14 protein-coding genes, 1 other RNA gene and 1 pseudogene are annotated in these 15,327 nt (G+C 43.6%); 11 read left to right on the forward strand and 5 right to left on the reverse strand.

Annotation, left to right across the window (positions count from 1 at the left end):
• The 9 genes and pseudogenes from sucC to Q0389_RS00705 all read left to right on the forward strand — a co-directional run.
• Positions 1-448, forward strand: a pseudogene (gene sucC, locus Q0389_RS00665) (succinate--CoA ligase subunit beta); the annotation flags it as partial.
• 4 nt (positions 449-452) lie between these two features.
• On the forward strand, positions 453-1,328 hold the full coding sequence (sucD, locus tag Q0389_RS00670; RefSeq protein WP_298690486.1) for a succinate--CoA ligase subunit alpha: 876 nt from the start codon (positions 453-455) through the stop codon (positions 1,326-1,328).
• Positions 1,329-1,556: 228 nt separating this feature from the next.
• Entirely contained in the window at positions 1,557-1,886 is a 330-nt protein-coding gene (locus tag Q0389_RS00675; RefSeq protein WP_298690489.1) for a 4Fe-4S dicluster domain-containing protein, read from the forward strand.
• The gene (locus Q0389_RS00680) at positions 1,886-3,037 is read left to right on the forward strand and encodes a 2-oxoglutarate synthase subunit alpha (protein WP_298690492.1); all 1,152 of its coding nucleotides are present in this window, start codon (positions 1,886-1,888) and stop codon (positions 3,035-3,037) included. The genes Q0389_RS00675 and Q0389_RS00680 overlap by 1 nt, the downstream gene beginning before the upstream one ends.
• On the forward strand, positions 3,037-3,891 hold the full coding sequence (locus Q0389_RS00685) for a 2-oxoglutarate ferredoxin oxidoreductase subunit beta (RefSeq protein ID WP_298690494.1): 855 nt from the start codon (positions 3,037-3,039) through the stop codon (positions 3,889-3,891). Before Q0389_RS00680 ends, Q0389_RS00685 begins: the two co-directional genes overlap by 1 nt.
• A gap of 9 nt (positions 3,892-3,900) precedes the next feature.
• Complete coding sequence (locus Q0389_RS00690) at positions 3,901-4,464, forward strand: 2-oxoacid:acceptor oxidoreductase family protein (protein WP_298690497.1); 564 nt, start codon at positions 3,901-3,903, stop codon at positions 4,462-4,464.
• A 75-nt stretch (positions 4,465-4,539) separates the two neighbouring features.
• Positions 4,540-4,869, forward strand: an RNA gene (gene rnpB, locus Q0389_RS00695) — RNase P RNA component class A.
• Between the two features lie 194 nt (positions 4,870-5,063).
• Positions 5,064-6,800 (forward strand): hypothetical protein, encoded by a 1,737-nt coding sequence (locus tag Q0389_RS00700; protein WP_298690500.1) that lies wholly within the window; start codon positions 5,064-5,066, stop codon positions 6,798-6,800.
• Positions 6,801-6,809: 9 nt separating this feature from the next.
• Positions 6,810-7,700: a restriction endonuclease gene (locus Q0389_RS00705; protein ID WP_298690503.1), complete on the forward strand. Its 891-nt coding sequence runs from the start codon at positions 6,810-6,812 to the stop codon at positions 7,698-7,700.
• A gap of 118 nt (positions 7,701-7,818) precedes the next feature.
• Here the strand turns inward: Q0389_RS00705 and Q0389_RS00710 are convergent, their stop codons facing one another.
• The 5 genes from Q0389_RS00710 to Q0389_RS00730 all read right to left on the reverse strand — a co-directional run bounded on the left by Q0389_RS00710 (position 7,819) and on the right by Q0389_RS00730 (position 13,447).
• A complete protein-coding gene (locus Q0389_RS00710) occupies positions 7,819-8,079 on the reverse strand; it encodes a hypothetical protein (RefSeq protein WP_298690506.1) in 261 nt (86 codons plus the stop codon).
• Between the two features lie 218 nt (positions 8,080-8,297).
• Positions 8,298-8,741 (reverse strand): poly-beta-1,6-N-acetyl-D-glucosamine biosynthesis protein PgaD, encoded by a 444-nt coding sequence (pgaD, locus tag Q0389_RS00715; RefSeq protein ID WP_298690509.1) that lies wholly within the window; start codon positions 8,739-8,741, stop codon positions 8,298-8,300.
• Between the two features lie 3 nt (positions 8,742-8,744).
• Entirely contained in the window at positions 8,745-10,052 is a 1,308-nt protein-coding gene (gene pgaC / locus Q0389_RS00720) for a poly-beta-1,6-N-acetyl-D-glucosamine synthase (protein ID WP_298690512.1), read from the reverse strand.
• Between the two features lie 11 nt (positions 10,053-10,063).
• Positions 10,064-12,085 (reverse strand): poly-beta-1,6-N-acetyl-D-glucosamine N-deacetylase PgaB, encoded by a 2,022-nt coding sequence (pgaB, locus tag Q0389_RS00725; RefSeq protein ID WP_298690515.1) that lies wholly within the window; start codon positions 12,083-12,085, stop codon positions 10,064-10,066.
• 150 nt (positions 12,086-12,235) lie between these two features.
• Positions 12,236-13,447 carry an EAL domain-containing protein gene (locus tag Q0389_RS00730; protein WP_298690518.1) on the reverse strand — a complete coding sequence of 404 codons (1,212 nt, stop codon included), beginning with the start codon at positions 13,445-13,447 and terminating at the stop codon, positions 12,236-12,238.
• Positions 13,448-13,584: 137 nt separating this feature from the next.
• On the opposite strand from Q0389_RS00730, the gene nhaA reads away from it, so the two are divergent.
• Both nhaA and Q0389_RS00740 read left to right on the forward strand, forming a co-directional pair.
• A complete protein-coding gene (nhaA, locus tag Q0389_RS00735) occupies positions 13,585-14,748 on the forward strand; it encodes a Na+/H+ antiporter NhaA (protein WP_298690521.1) in 1,164 nt (387 codons plus the stop codon).
• A 63-nt stretch (positions 14,749-14,811) separates the two neighbouring features.
• A partial coding sequence (locus tag Q0389_RS00740; protein ID WP_298690524.1) for a citrate/2-methylcitrate synthase occupies positions 14,812-15,327 on the forward strand: 516 nt, incomplete at its 3' end.

The following is a 15,327-nucleotide window of genomic DNA, read 5'->3' on the forward strand; positions in this document are numbered from 1 at the left end:
AGAAATCGAAGCGGGAAAATTCGGTCTTAGCTACATCAAACTCGACGGTGATGTCGGGTGTATGGTAAACGGTGCAGGGCTTGCAATGGGTACGATGGATACCATCAACTACGAAGGCGGCCGTCCGGCAAACTTCCTCGACGTGGGCGGCGGAGCGAATGCCGAAACCGTGGCAAAAGGGTTCGAGATCATTTTAAAAGACCCGAACGTCAAAGCGATTTTCGTCAATATCTTCGGCGGAATCGTTCGTTGTGACCGCGTTGCCAACGGTATTTTGGAAGCGACGAAACTGACAAAAGTTGATGTCCCGGTTATCGTCCGTCTGGACGGAACAAATGCCATCGAAGCGGCAGAGATTTTAAACAATGCCGGTATCTCAAACATTATTGCGGCAACCGATCTTGCAGACGGTGCGCGTAAAGCCGTTGCGGCAGCGAAAGGAGCATAATTAAATGTCTATTTTGGTCAATAAAGATACAAAAGTTATCGTTCAGGGATTCACCGGAAAAGAGGGGACATTCCACGCTGAACAATGTATGGCGTACGGTACGAAAATCGTCGGCGGGGTTACCCCGGGCAAAGGGGGACAAGAACACCTCGGTCAGCCGGTATTCAACACGGTAGAAGAAGCGGTAGCGGCTACGGGTGCAACCGTCTCTATGATCTTCGTTCCGCCGGCTTTCGTTTCGGATGCGGTTATGGAAGCGGCAGATGCGGGAATCGAGCTTGCGGTTATCATTACCGAGGGAGCTCCGGTCAAAGACATGATGTACGCCAAAGCGTATGCGGTTAAGAAAAATATGATGACCATCGGGCCGAACTGTCCGGGTATCATCACGGCGGACGAATGCAAAATCGGAATTATGCCGGGATTCATTTTCAAAAAAGGGAACGTCGGACTGATCTCTAAATCGGGTACGTTGACCTATGAGTCTGCGAATCAGGTGGTAAAAGAAGGTTTCGGTATCACTACGGCAGTCGGTATCGGCGGTGACCCGATCATCGGTTTGAGCTACAAACAGCTTCTTCCGATGTTTGAGGCAGACCCGGAAACCCACGCGATCGTTATGATCGGTGAGATCGGCGGCGATTTGGAAATCCAAGCGGCTGCCTATATCAAAGAACACGTGACCAAACCGGTCGTAGCGTTCATCGCGGGTCAAACGGCTCCGGCAGGAAAACGTATGGGACACGCGGGAGCGATCATCTCCGGCGGTTCGGGAACGGCTGCGGAAAAGATGGCGGCACTTGAAGCGGCAGGGGTAAAAGTAGTCGTTTCTCCTGCAGATATCGGCAAAGCGGTTGCCGAAGTGATGGCAAAAAAATAATAATCAAACGGGATCGATAGCGATCTCGCGTGCGAGCCTTGCGGTAGGCAAGGCGCAATTAGCACAACATAAGGCAATATTAAGAAAGCTAGGCTATCCTCTAGCAGGTCAGGGCGAGGGCTCTATCAATGATGCCGTCTTTTAAGACAGGAGCTTCGTCTCTTGTACGGTCGGCCGATTTCAGCATGATAATGAGCCTATTTAATTTAAATTTTGTGAGGAGAGTAGATGTTTAAAACGACTAATCCAGGTAATGTCCCGGTATGGGTCAATACTGACAATTGTAAAGCGTGTGATATTTGTGTATCGGTATGCCCATCGGGTGTGCTCGGTATGCGTTACGAGCCGACGTCGACACTGGGTGCTATGATCTCGATCGATCATCCCGAATCATGTATCGGTTGTAATGAGTGCGAACTTACCTGTCCGGACTTTGCGATTTATGTTGCGGATAAAGCGGACTATAAATTTGCGAAACTCACAGACGAAGCAAAAGAGCGTCAAGCGGCTATTATCGCAAACAACTATATGTCTTTAGATCAAGTGGGAGTTAAATAATGGCAAGAGAAGTAATTTCTACCGGTAACGAATTATCGGCACTCGGCGCATTTGATGCCGGTTGTATGTTTTTTGGGGGATATCCGATTACTCCGTCTTCGGAAGTAATGCACGAGATGTCTGATCTTTTGCCGACAGTCGGCGGAAAATTTATCCAAATGGAAGATGAAATCGCCGGTATTTCGGTAGCACTCGGTGCTTCGATGGCGGGTACAAAATCGATGACCGCAACGTCGGGCCCGGGGATTTCACTCAAAGCGGAACAAATCGGTCTCGGTTTTATCGCCGAAGTACCTTTGGTTATCGTAAACGTCATGCGCGGAGGACCATCTACAGGTCTTCCGACCCGTGTGTCTCAAGCCGATATCGGTCAAGCACAATATCCGACGCACGGTGACTATGCATCGATCACATTGTGTGCGGGTTCACTCGAAGAGTGCTATACGCAAACGGTTCGCGCCTTTAATCTTGCGGAAACCTATATGACTCCGGTTTTCGTCCTTTTGGACGAGACGGTGGGACATATGCACGGTAAAGCGGTTCTTCCGGATTTGGAAGAGATTAAAGCTTCTATCAAAAATCGTAAACGTTTCGACGGAAAACCGGAAGATTACCGTCCGTACGATGTTCCGATGAACACTCCTGCGGTTCTTAACCCGATGTTCGAAGGATACCGTTACCATGTGACCGGGTTGCACCACGGTCCTACGGGATTCCCGACGGAAGACGCGGCACAATGCCAGTTCAACATCGAACGTCTTGTCGGAAAAATCAATACGGTCGCTCTTGAGAACGACGGTTTGGACGATCAGCCCGATTATGAAGAGTTTATGCTTGACGATGCCGAAGTGTGCATGATCGCCTACGGAAGTATCTCACGCGGTGCTAAAGAAGCGGTTATGAAACTTCGTGCAGAAGGGATCAAAGCGGGTCTTTTCCGTCCGATCACCATCTGGCCGAGTCCGGTCAAAAAACTTAAAGAGATCGGTAAAAAATTCGACAAAATTTTCGTTACCGAACTCAATATGGGTCAATATCTCAAAGAGATTGAACGTGTCACAGGTCGAAGCGACTTCGGTACGCTTCACAAAGCAAACGGTCGTCCGATCGCACCGCTAGAAATGGTAGCAAAAGTTAAGGAGATGTTCTAATGGCTTTCAATTACGATCAATATCTACGTGTAGATAAAATGCCGACACTTTGGTGTTGGGGTTGTGGTGACGGTGTTATCCTCAAAGCGGTTATTCGCGCCATCGAAAAAATGCAATGGGATATGGACAAAGTATGTGTCGTATCGGGGATCGGATGTTCGGGACGTTTCAGCTCATATATCAACTGTAATACGGTTCATACGACGCACGGACGTACCGTAGCGTATGCGACCGGGATCAAATTGACCCGTCCGGACGCTCACGTTATCGTTGTCGCCGGAGACGGTGACGGATTGGCGATCGGTGGTAACCATACCATTCACGGATGCCGCCGTAACATCGATTTGAATTTCATTTTGATCAACAACTTCATCTACGGTTTGACCAACTCTCAAATCTCTCCGACGACTCCGCAGGGTATGTGGTGTGTATCGGCACAAAACGGGAACATCGATCCGACGTTCGATGCGTGCCAGTTGGCGATCGGTGCGGGTGCATCGTTCGTAGCCCGCGAAACGATGCTTGATCCGAAAAAATTGGAAAAAATCCTTGTAAAAGGCTTCTCTCATAAAGGATTCTCGTTCTTTGACATCATGAGCAACTGCCATATCAACCTTGGCCGTAAAAACAAAATGCAAAGTGCGATGGAAAACCTCCAATGGATCGACAGCATTACGACTCCGTTGAAAAAATGGGAAGCGCTTAGCGAAGAGGAAAAAATCAACAAGTTCCCTACAGGGGTACTTCGTGAAGTAGAGCAGGCTGAATACTGTGACCTTTACGATATGGTTATCGAAGCGGCTCAGGGCAAACGTGCCAAAATTACGCAAGACGATTTTGCGAAAAAAATCTAAGGAGAACCTATGAGACATACGATACGATTTACAGGCGTCGGTGGACAAGGGGTTCTCCTCGCCGGTGAGATTATGGCTGCGGCAAAAATCAAACTTGGCGGGCACGGTCTAAAAACGGCTACCTATACGTCGCAAGTACGCGGCGGAGCAACCGTCGTTGACATTACGCTCGATGACAATGAAATTTTCTACCCGTATGCAAATGAGGGTGAGATCGATTTCATGCTCTCGGTTGCAAACGTCAGCTACCAACAGTTCAAAAACGGTGTAAAACCGGGCGGTACGATCGTCGTTGAGCCGAATCTGGTTCATCCGACAGACGAAGACCGCCAAAAATGGAACATCGTCGAGATTCCGATCATCACGATCGCAAAAGAGGAAGTCGGAAACGTTATTACTCAGTCAGTCGTTGCGTTGGGAATCACCAATGAATTCACAGGTGTCCTCGATCCTGAAACATTGAAACAGGTTATGCTTTCAAAAGTTCCTAAAAAAGTACATGATGTTAATATCAAAGCATGGGAACTCGGAATCAAATACGCCAAAGAAGCGAAAGCAAAACTCGCATCCTAAGCTCCTTTCCCGCTTCGGCGGGAGCTCCTTCGTCTTTCAAGCCTTTTCTAATCCGTTTTTCTTTATAATTTCGATCAGGTACAACAGGTGATAGCTTGAGCCACTACTCAAGAGGTAAAGTCCGGGCTGCCGTAGGACACGGTTCCATCTAACGGATGGCCACGGTAACGTGAGGGATAGTGCAACAGAGAGCAGACCGCCTCGAAAGAGGTGAGGGTGAAACGGCGGGGTAAGAGCCCACCAGTCTCTTAGGCAACTAGGAGAGCTATGTAAACCCAACCGCGCAGCAAGAAACAGATGGTTAGCGTCCTACATCGCTATTGTTTCGCTAGAGGCTCAGAGCGATCTGGGCAGTAGATTAATTATCACTTCATCCAGAACCCGGCTTATCGTTGTACCTACTTCTGATTAACTACTTTTTCCGTTTCTTATCGATCTGATGACATTTCCATTATAATTGAAGATTGAATATCTTACCTCATAATTATAGAAGTAGCCTGTCCCCTTTTTCCATATATATCCTATAACATAAGATACAATAATATATTTTTAAAATTCTAGGATAATTATGATACAAAAAAAGTATTGGAGATAAAATTTTGTCAACCAAGTGTGAAGTTCGCGACTGCCAAATCGATACGTATGAACATAATTCTAAATGTATTTTGCATTGTGATAAAACTATAGATAATAATTGGATTTTTTCTGGAAACAGACCTATAGAACCACACAAAGCCAAAAGCAACACAGATGATATTTTGTATTGGAATGAAGAAAAAGTAGAGGTTTTCTGGAATGTTTTGTTTGATGAAATAAAAAATAAAATCTTTAAAAACGTAAAAAGAGGACAACAAAACACTACTAACGAAGCTATCAGAGTTATTGGAAATAAGAAAAAATATGGCTTTTATTTAAATTTTTTAGATATAAAATTTCCACCAGTTAGAAACGATTTTTTAAAAAAGCACATACATTCTAATAATACAATTATAAAGAATAATCAATTTCAAAACTGTACTTTTTATGATAATTGCGTTATTAATATTTCTGATTTGAAATTGATTTTTCACCCTATACAATCAGGTATTAAAGAAATAACTACGAACAGACCAAACCAATTTTACCATTGTATTTTTGAACAGAATTTTATACTACATAGACCAGGTTCCACAGAAGAATCTATTGATCTTGATGACTGCAAAATAAAAAAAAGAATAGAGCTAACAAGTGATTTTAAAAATATTCGTCTTAATAAAATTGAGGCTCTAGTTTTATGCATAAAAGATGGAAGCTTTGGCTATAAAAAAAAGAGTGAATTAGATTCATTTTCATTAACAGAGAGTAAAATTAAAAAAATAACAATTGATAATAAAATCATAAATCAATTTGAAATAAATAATTTAGAATCGCACAAAATTGTATTAAAAAATAGTGAACTAAAAAAAATATCTATTAAAAAAATCAACACAAATATATTTTCAATTTTCAATATAGACCTTACTGAAGATTCAAAAGCATCTTTTGAAACAATAAAAACTAAAGTTTTATCGATAAAACGATTGTCTCAAGATGCGAAGTACATACAATTACATAATATTGATGTAGCTAAAAGATTTTATTGCGAACGTGTTGAATTTAAAAATACTTACTTCAATGATTTTAATATCAAAAATGCTATCAAAGAGATTAAAAAAGTTTCGTTTATTGATGCACATTTGAATTCAATTCAATGGGGTAATATTTTTGAAATTAAATCTTCAAAAGATATGTTTAGACAACTAAAATTTGTCAATGATCAGCAAGGTAATCATATCGAAGCAAATGATTTTTATGCAAAAGAAATGACAACCCATAAAAAAGAAACTTTAGATAAGCAACAATGGCTGTCAAAGTGGTGGCAAGAAAAATTAATTTTCTTATTTGGGGAAAAATTGTCAAACTTTGGACAAAGTTGGTTTTTACCACTTCTGTGGTTAATGCTTCTAAATTTGTTTTTTTATACATGGGTATATATACACGCATCTTTAATATTAATCTTTTTGACATTATTGGCATTATCATGGAGTGTAGGCAAATTAGCTTATAAATTATTATCGAATGCAAGGATTAGTTTTTATACTGCACAACATATTGCTCTTGTTATAACCTTGATATTACTTATATACTATTTTAGCCTTGGCAACATTCAAAAATTTACAGAGTTTATGAGTATTAGAATGCCGAATAAAGGTATAGTCTATGATAAATATTTACATATTTGGTATCTTAATAAAGCAGTCTCAAGTTTTATTATTTATTACTTTATCGTGGCTTTGCGAAAACATACCAGACGATAAAAGAATAATATGCAAAAAAGTATCTTCTACAAACAAAAATTATATTTAGCAGTGACAATCTACATCATTGCATTAGTAGCAATTTATTTCCTTCATGGATTCGTCTTATCTATTTACTTTGCACTAACGGTACTATTGATGGCATATTTCATACATATCATTGTTGATTTTGCAGAGTTCAAATTTGATGAAAAAGATCTATCGATTCAACAGAAAGAAGAAGAAAAAAATCAATTAGCCCGTGTTCATAAAAACGAAATACGAGCAGTAATGAGCTTCTTAGAAAAAGAACGTCAAAAAATAGATGAAATAAAAAACAATGCAATCAATGAGGTTCAAATCTCTACAAACCATGAAATCGAAAAAATTAGGTTAGAAGCAGAAGAAAGGATCAAAAAACTGCAAGAGGCTGAACAATACAAACTTCAAGAGATTGAACAAAAATATAAAAATCAAATTGTCGAACTGGAAAAAGCACAATCTTCTAAAAATGGATGGATTCCAAAAGAAGAATGGCTAAAACTCCAAAAAGAAAAAGAAGAAAAAGGGCGTTTATACGAGCTTAAAGTCGGTGAACATTTTGAAAATGAAGGCTATGCAGTTGAGTATAGAGGAATCAGTTTAGGCAAGAGAGATGGAGGGATCGATTTAATCGCTAGAAAAGAAGCAGAAGTTATTTTGATTCAATGCAAAAATTGGAAAGGAAATATAAAAATAAAACAAGCCGATATTCGAAAGTTTTACGGTGACTGTTCCAAATATATTGAGGATAATTTATTGTCAAGGGATGAAGTTCAATATCGATATATCATACCTTCAAAGAGTTTGCTGGATTATCAAGCAGAACGGTTTTTTATAGAGAATCATACACGAATTCGATATGTTGTTATTGAGGCATAAAATTAAACGGTACGATCGTTTACCCGCTAAAATGCCAATCGGAATATCGAATCGTGGAAATTATGCAGATGTAGATACGGAGAAGGGAGAACGATTTTCTCCCTATGGAGAAGAAGGGCTATTCTACGTGTAGAATATATTTTTTTAATAAAGTATCTATCTCCGCTTCGAGTACCGTGATTTTGGCATTGATATCGATTTCTTCATTGCCGGATGGATTCGTGTTGATTTTTTCAGAGAGTTCTTTTTTTTCTTCTATTTTACTTTTGAGTATGTGAAGCGTATCTTCTATCATGGGAATGATTTCTTTCTGCAATTGGTTAAGGGTAAAATGGAATGCGTACGAGCGCAAAAACAACGTATTAAATGCCTGTCTCAACCATCAAAACGATAGCGGCAGTGTTATCGAATTGTTACTTTTCAGAGACAATAATCGACAAGCAAAAATCAGTCCATTATGAGCCTTTTTGACCGCATAGAATGGGAATTTGCCCGCGTTTTAAAATGGAAAATAAGTATTATGAATAATTGAAAAATTCGGAAAGTTTAGCACTATTGGATTATGTTAGAAGGGATGAAAAATCACCCTCAGCACTCTTATATCTGCCGGGTGGCGATTTGGCTGTCGAGACGGGTAATATGTCCATGTTCGTCGTGGTAGACGGTGACGTATTGGCTGTGGGTACACTGTGACAGCTCGGTGCTATCCAGCTGAAAGTAATTGACATAATCTTCGGCGTCGTAAATCAAGTGCTCACTCGGTGTCTGATAGCGGTTTAGCCGAGAGAGGATAAACAAGATCACGGGAGTCGCAATCAGTACGAATATCGCATGATTGAAAGTGACGCTGTGGATGTTGTCGTAAATCCAGTCTGAAATCTCGACTTCCGGTTCTTTAAAAGTGATGATCCGATAAAAGACGTGAAACAGCGGTTTCCACAAATAGATGAAACCCAGCCAAAGGGCGAGGGTGATCAGATCCCATATGATCCGCTTGGTACGGGGAAGTTCATGACGTTTGTTGATAATGAGCTTGTCCATCTGTTAGCCTTTGAGAGTCTGTTGCGCTTTTTTGAGCTGCTGATGAGCACCGCGATCCGGACTGACCCAGCGTGCTCGCCCTTTTTTCCCGAACAATACTTTCGGTAGAGCCGTCACCGCCGTAAGAAGGTTGAGAAGCCAGTATATAAACGGATACCAAACCATCCAAAAATAGTTTTTACCCAGCCCCTGATCGTAATGCCCGTCCAACCATTTGCTGACGGCAAACTGGAGCAGACAGGCTCCGATCAAAATCACGCTACTCTGATCGGGGACGATCGGCGAGTGGTGCGGCATCAAAAACGATATCGGAACCAACAGACTGATAAACCAGACGACAAATACCAATACCATGCTGTACGACCAGAGGGTACTGAGCATCAGTTCGACCATGAGACCCCATAGATGAGTCTGTTTGGGTTGAAAAAGAACTTTAAAGTTTTTGAGCATTACCTGAACGCCCCCCATCGCCCAACGCAGCCGCTGTTTCCAGAGCCCTTTGAGTGTTTCGGGCATCAAAATCCAGACCAGCGCACGCGGCTCGAAGCGGACGTCCCAACCGTTGCGTTGGAGTTTCCACGTCACATCGATATCCTCGGTGAGCATATCCGGACTCCAGTATCCTACCTCATGCACTGCCGCTTTACGAAAGGCGGTAATAACGCCCGATACGGTAAACAGACGCCCGAAGCTGCGCTGTGCCCGTTTGATCATACCGACGATCGAGGAAAATTCGCCGACCTGGATTTTTCCGAGCAGCGTCGTCCGGTTGCGGATTCGCGGATTCCCCGTGACTGCGGCGACTTCGGGATAGCGGATGAAATGTTTGACCATCCAGTAGGGACAATACGGATCGAGCAGCGCGTCGCCGTCGATACAGAGCAGATATTCGTATTTGGCCAACAGTGCACCCGCTTGAAGCCCTAATGCTTTTCCCTGATTTTCAGCCAGATTGACCACTTTCAAGCGCGGATTATCCACTGCCATGTCCATCAAGATTTCCAGCGTATTGTCCTTGCTTCCGTCATTGATGGCGATGACCTCGAATTCGGGATAGTGAACGTTCAATGCATACGAGATGGTTTCTACGGCATTCTCTCCCTCGTTGTAGCAAGGGATCAGAATACTGACCCCCGGCCAGCGCTCATGAGGGTTTAGAGGGGGAATGATGTCTTTCGCATAGGGTCTTTCATTTTTGAAATAAAAGAAAATAGCCCCGATGATCCACAAGCTGGACATGAAAAGGGGATAGTAAAATACGAACCCCAAGATGAAATGCCACAGAGAATGCAAAAATATCAGGAAAGCCATTCTAATCCTCCTTATTGGGCTGGAGCGGTAGTTTTAATCGAATACGAATGCATACGGATCGGCTTTTCGGAAAAGGCTTTATTGATGACATCCGCATCCGGAACATTCGTATAGACGTTGTCGGGATAATAGGCGATATGATGAACACCGAGATTGTACAAGCTGCGGATGGTGCTATCCATCTCCTGTGTCGAAATCGGTTCGTTCTCTTTTCTCCAATTGACGGACTGTAACTCGATGACGGTGCGCTCCAAACCGCACTCTTGCTGTTTGACGCGATCGACGATATCTTTATAAAACTGCTGCGAATCTTCGGCCTGCTCCATATACGGCATCGCCATGATGGCAGTATAGTCGTAGTGTTTGATCGACTCGCTTAGACTTTGGGCATACCACTCTTCGGCGTTCGGGTTCAGTGCGACCTGCGCATAGAGATTCCGTGCCGTTTTGAGACCGGGCTGTTCGTCGAGAGCTATGTGCGCCAGTTGTTGTGCAAAATGATCCAGATAGTCGGTTTTGAGCTTGGTCCATCGGTCAAACTGCTTACGGTCGGAACGGATTTCGGTTACGTTTCCTGATAATCCCCATTTTTTATATTGTGCCCGTGCCGAGGGGCTGTCGTCTTCGAAATCGGAGAGAGTAACGTCATCATGAAATAAGATTCCGTCAATATACGACGATTTCGCCAAATCCCGGTAAATCTCGCGGATCACTTTTTGGGCTTTCGGTGAAAAGGGCGACAGTCTCGGGTAGCCCATGTTCAAATGTCCCGGATCGACTTGGAGAGTTACCACGGTGTCTTTGGCGGCAGGATTGGTTTTCGGCAGTTCCCATGCCAGCATCGGCATCCATGCGTAAATCCGTTTTACCTGGGTACGGGTAGCGATTTGCCAGGCTACACGATTGAATAAATCGGCGCGCATCGGAATGTTGCGGTTCGGAAAATAGACATAATCGGCGGCACCGTTGGCATCGGGATCGGCAAAAGCCTGCAAATAGACCGTATTGATTCCGAGGCTTTTGATCCGATCGAGCAGCACACCCAGATTTTTTTCCTGCTGATCCGGGTCCGGATCATAAATATAATCCAGATCGATATGGGCCGCTTTGGTCGTACGGTCATCGTCGGTCAGATTGGCATTGCGTAAGATCATGTTGAGTTCGAGATCGCGCAGCGTCATTTTCCCCTCTACCAATATCCGTCGCAGTCCCCATAGCGGTGTAATACGGGTGTTGCTTCCATCGTCGAGGGTCAGCCCTATCGGCATCCCCAAGCGCTCGGCGATTGTTCTTGCTTCGATATTGTAGTGTCCGTACGGCCACACCATCACACGGGGCTTTTGACCGGTATAGCGCTCTAAAAAGATGTTGTTTTCCAGAAGATCGTTATAGACGCGGGCTTTGTACGTTTTTTCGTTTTCATACGATTGGGTATCCTTAAACCACAGACGCGTCGTGATCGCCGGCTCCATATTCCCCTGCGGATTGCCCTGTAGACCTTCATGAGACTGATAGCTGTGGCTTCCTACCTCCACAAGACCGCTTTTGACCATCTCTTTGATCTCTTTTTGGCTCAAAAACTTGTTCCGGGCAATCATATGTCCGCTGAAGTCCACTTTGTCCTCTTTTTGAAGCCAACTCCCGACCAACGCGATAACGGTCGGGATTTTGTATTTTTTCAATACGGGAAAGGCATTGGCATAGACCGATTGATATCCGTCGTCGAATGTGACTAAGACAGCTTTTTCCGGTAAGGCTTTGCCGTGTTTGCGGTAGTTCAGAATATCGTCGATACGGACAAAATGGTAGCCGTTATCGATGAGCCAGCGCATTTGTTTTTCAAAGTTGGACGGACTGACCGCATAGGTCGAATCGAGCGTTTCGCTTTTGTCTGATATTTCGTGATAGCTGAGGATGGTAAATTCGTTGACGTTCTGGTCGCGGCTGCATTTGTTGGGCAGGTCGTTTGCAATCAGCACGGCTCCGAAAAAAGTGATGAATACCGAGAATAAAATTAGAATCTGTCGCGGCATGTTTAGAACCCTGATGACGTATCTGTTGGACTCGATTGCATTGTGAAACCTTATGGAATTTTATGTGCAATTATATGTCAATAGCGCATCAAGAATCCATCAAGATTTTTTCTCATGCAGGCGGGTATAAAAAAGGCGGAGAAGGGTCGGTTACAACTTGTTGCGGTCGACGCTTACGCCGCTGTATTCGAGGGTATAGATCAGTTCGACGGTATCGAGGATATTAAAATTTTCCATAACCAGTTTTTTAAGATACTCTTTTTCGGATTGTTCGATTTTCATAAGAGATGCGGCGAATTTTCCTTTTTTGTCGATAACGAGGCGGCTGATTTCGCGGTCCATATTGACATGGTTCATCAACGTTTTGACATTGGTTTCGAAGACCGCTCCGAGCAAGGAAAACATTCCTGCAAGATAGGCTTTTTCTTTGTCTTTGTGATGGGCTTCTTCTTCCATTTTTTCTGCTCGGTTCAGTGCCAGCTGGAGCAGAGATTTGGATGCGGGATTGGTGGATATCTCGGCGTATAGATAAACGAGAAGCCATCGCAGGAGTTTATCTCTGCCTAGAAGCGTGATGACTTGGGTAATCGATTCTACGGGAGTTTCGAAGGCAATTTGGTTATTCAGAAATTTGATCAGTTTGTAGGTAAGATCGGCTCTTTGACGGATAAAGGTTTCAATCCGTGTTGTTTCATCATCTTCTTTGAGGAGTTTGATAAGCTGTAGGATGATGACGTGCGTCACCTCTTTGTAGCCTTCGATTTCAACATTTTCGGGACGGTGAAAATAGTATCCCTGAAACATATCGAAACCCATAGCCTTATATTGTTCGTGCTCGGCTCTGGTTTCGACTTTTTCGGCGAGAAAACGGGTACCGATACTTCGGAGTTTTTTCATCACTCCGTCGATATTTTCTACCTCTGCGGTACGGACGTCGACTTTGACGATATGGATGTATTTGAGCAGGCCTGCAAATTTTTTGATCATTTCCACACTGCAGTCAAAATCATCCAGTGCAATCGTATAGCCGCGTTTGTGATACGTTTTGATCCGTTCGATCACTTTGTCATCCAGAGAAATCGTTTCGAGAATTTCGATGACAAAGCGCTTTTTATCCAGCATGTCGATAATGCCCGATGTGAGGAAATGCTCGTCGGCATTGATAAATGCAATACCGGTTTTTCCCAAAAGCGCGTCGGTGTTAAGATTGGTCAGGGTGTTGAAAATAACATGGGCGGTCGCTTTGATATGGCTCGGGAAAGGTTCGCCTCCCTCTGTCCCGTCACGAAATAGCAATTCATAGCCGTATACATTTTCATTCGCCAGATAAATTTTTTGTTTCGCTATGTATAACTTGCCCAATCAACTGCCTTGTAGTCGTATTCTGAAACGTATTTTGCCCGAAAACGGATAAAAATTCGTTATGCCCGGAAAAATGAGGGGAGCAATTTTGGATATTTAGTCTTTTATGGAATAATGGAGTAACATGAGGAGTAGGCATGATTAAAGCATTTTTTAAACTGGAGTCCGCGACGGGGATTTTGCTTCTTGTCGCAATGGTACTGGCAATGGCAATGTCCAATTCGCCTCTTGCATCTCTATATGAGAGTTTTACCGAAATTCCGGTTGTAGTGAGTTTCGGATCTCTTGTCATCGCAAAACCTCTGCTGTTATGGATTAATGACGGATTGATGGCGGTTTTCTTTTTTATGGTGGGGATGGAGATCAAACGCGAGGCATTGGAAGGCTCTTTACGTGATATCCGGGCCATAGTCGTACCGATTATTGCCGCCGTAGGCGGGATGGCCGTTCCGGCACTTATTTATGTCTGGTTTAACCATACCGATCCGAATGCCTCAGTAGGATGGGCGATCCCGAGTGCAACCGATATTGCATTTGCACTGGGAGTTCTGACCCTGTTGGGAAATCGTGTCCCATCAGGCCTAAAACTTTTTTTACTGACATTGGCGATTATTGATGATTTGGGAGCCATCATTATTATCGCTCTTTTTTATTCGAGCGATCTTTCAGCGATCTCGTTAGCCATTGCGGCCCTCATGATAGCGATTTTGTTTCTGATGAACTATAAAGGGGTTGTCAATTTGACGGCTTATATTTTAGTCGGGGGGATACTATGGATATCGGTATTGAAATCCGGCGTCCATGCCACTCTTGCCGGAGTGATTTTGGGAATGATTCTTCCGCTAAAGGGGAATTCGGGAGCATTCCATGCATTGGAACATTCGCTGCACGCTCCCGTGAACTTTGTCATTCTACCTTTGTTTGCATTTGCGAACATGGGAATCGGGCTTGGGAATCTGAGTGTTAAAGATTTCACCGATAATATCACTCTGGGAATTGCCGCGGGATTGTTTTTCGGAAAGCAGATCGGCGTTTTTTTCTTTACGCTCATAGCAGTGAAAAGCGGGCTTGGAAAACTTCCTTTGGGTGTTTCGTGGAAACAGCTTTACGGAATTTCGATCCTTAGCGGCATCGGTTTTACGATGTCTCTTTTTATCGGTTCGTTGGCATTTGAGAGCGCAAAAAGCGGCGGAATCGTGATGGCGGACGAACGGCTCGGAATATTGATCGGATCGATTCTCTCCGCCGTTTTGGGCTATTTCGTGATTCGTTCGACGTTAAAATCAACGGAATTGAACTAAAACATTGGAATGTTTGGCAAAATATAAGGTATAGTAACACCATATGTCTTAGGAGATGTTTCTGTGGATACCGTCACTCTTACCGATAACCGAACCGATAAAAGCTATACGTTTTCGATACTGCATCCCAGTGTCGGTCCGGACGTTATCGATTTGCGGACACTGTACAAAGAGAGCGGGATGTTTACCTACGATCCCGGATTTACTTCGACGGCAAGCTGTAGTTCCTCGATCACCTACATCGACGGTGAGAAAGGGGAATTGCGCTATCGCGGATATGATATCAGCGATTTGGCCACCAAAAAAAGCTATCTCGATGTTTGCTATCTGCTGCTTATGGGACATCTGCCGAATGAAAAAGAGCGGGCAGAGTTCGATGTCGAACTGCGTAAACGCTCTTTTATCCATGAAGGGCTCAAACGGCTATTCGACGCATTTCCCGACAAAGCTCATCCGATGGCGATGATGGCATCGGCCGTTTCGGCGCTTTCGACATTTTATTTCGAACACCTGAATGTTCAAACAAAAGAAGATGCGCAAATCATGGCACGGCGTATTATCGCCAAAATACCGACTTTG

It is taken from the genome of uncultured Sulfuricurvum sp., from assembly GCF_937936435.1.
In the GTDB taxonomy this organism is placed as follows: domain Bacteria; phylum Campylobacterota; class Campylobacteria; order Campylobacterales; family Sulfurimonadaceae; genus Sulfuricurvum.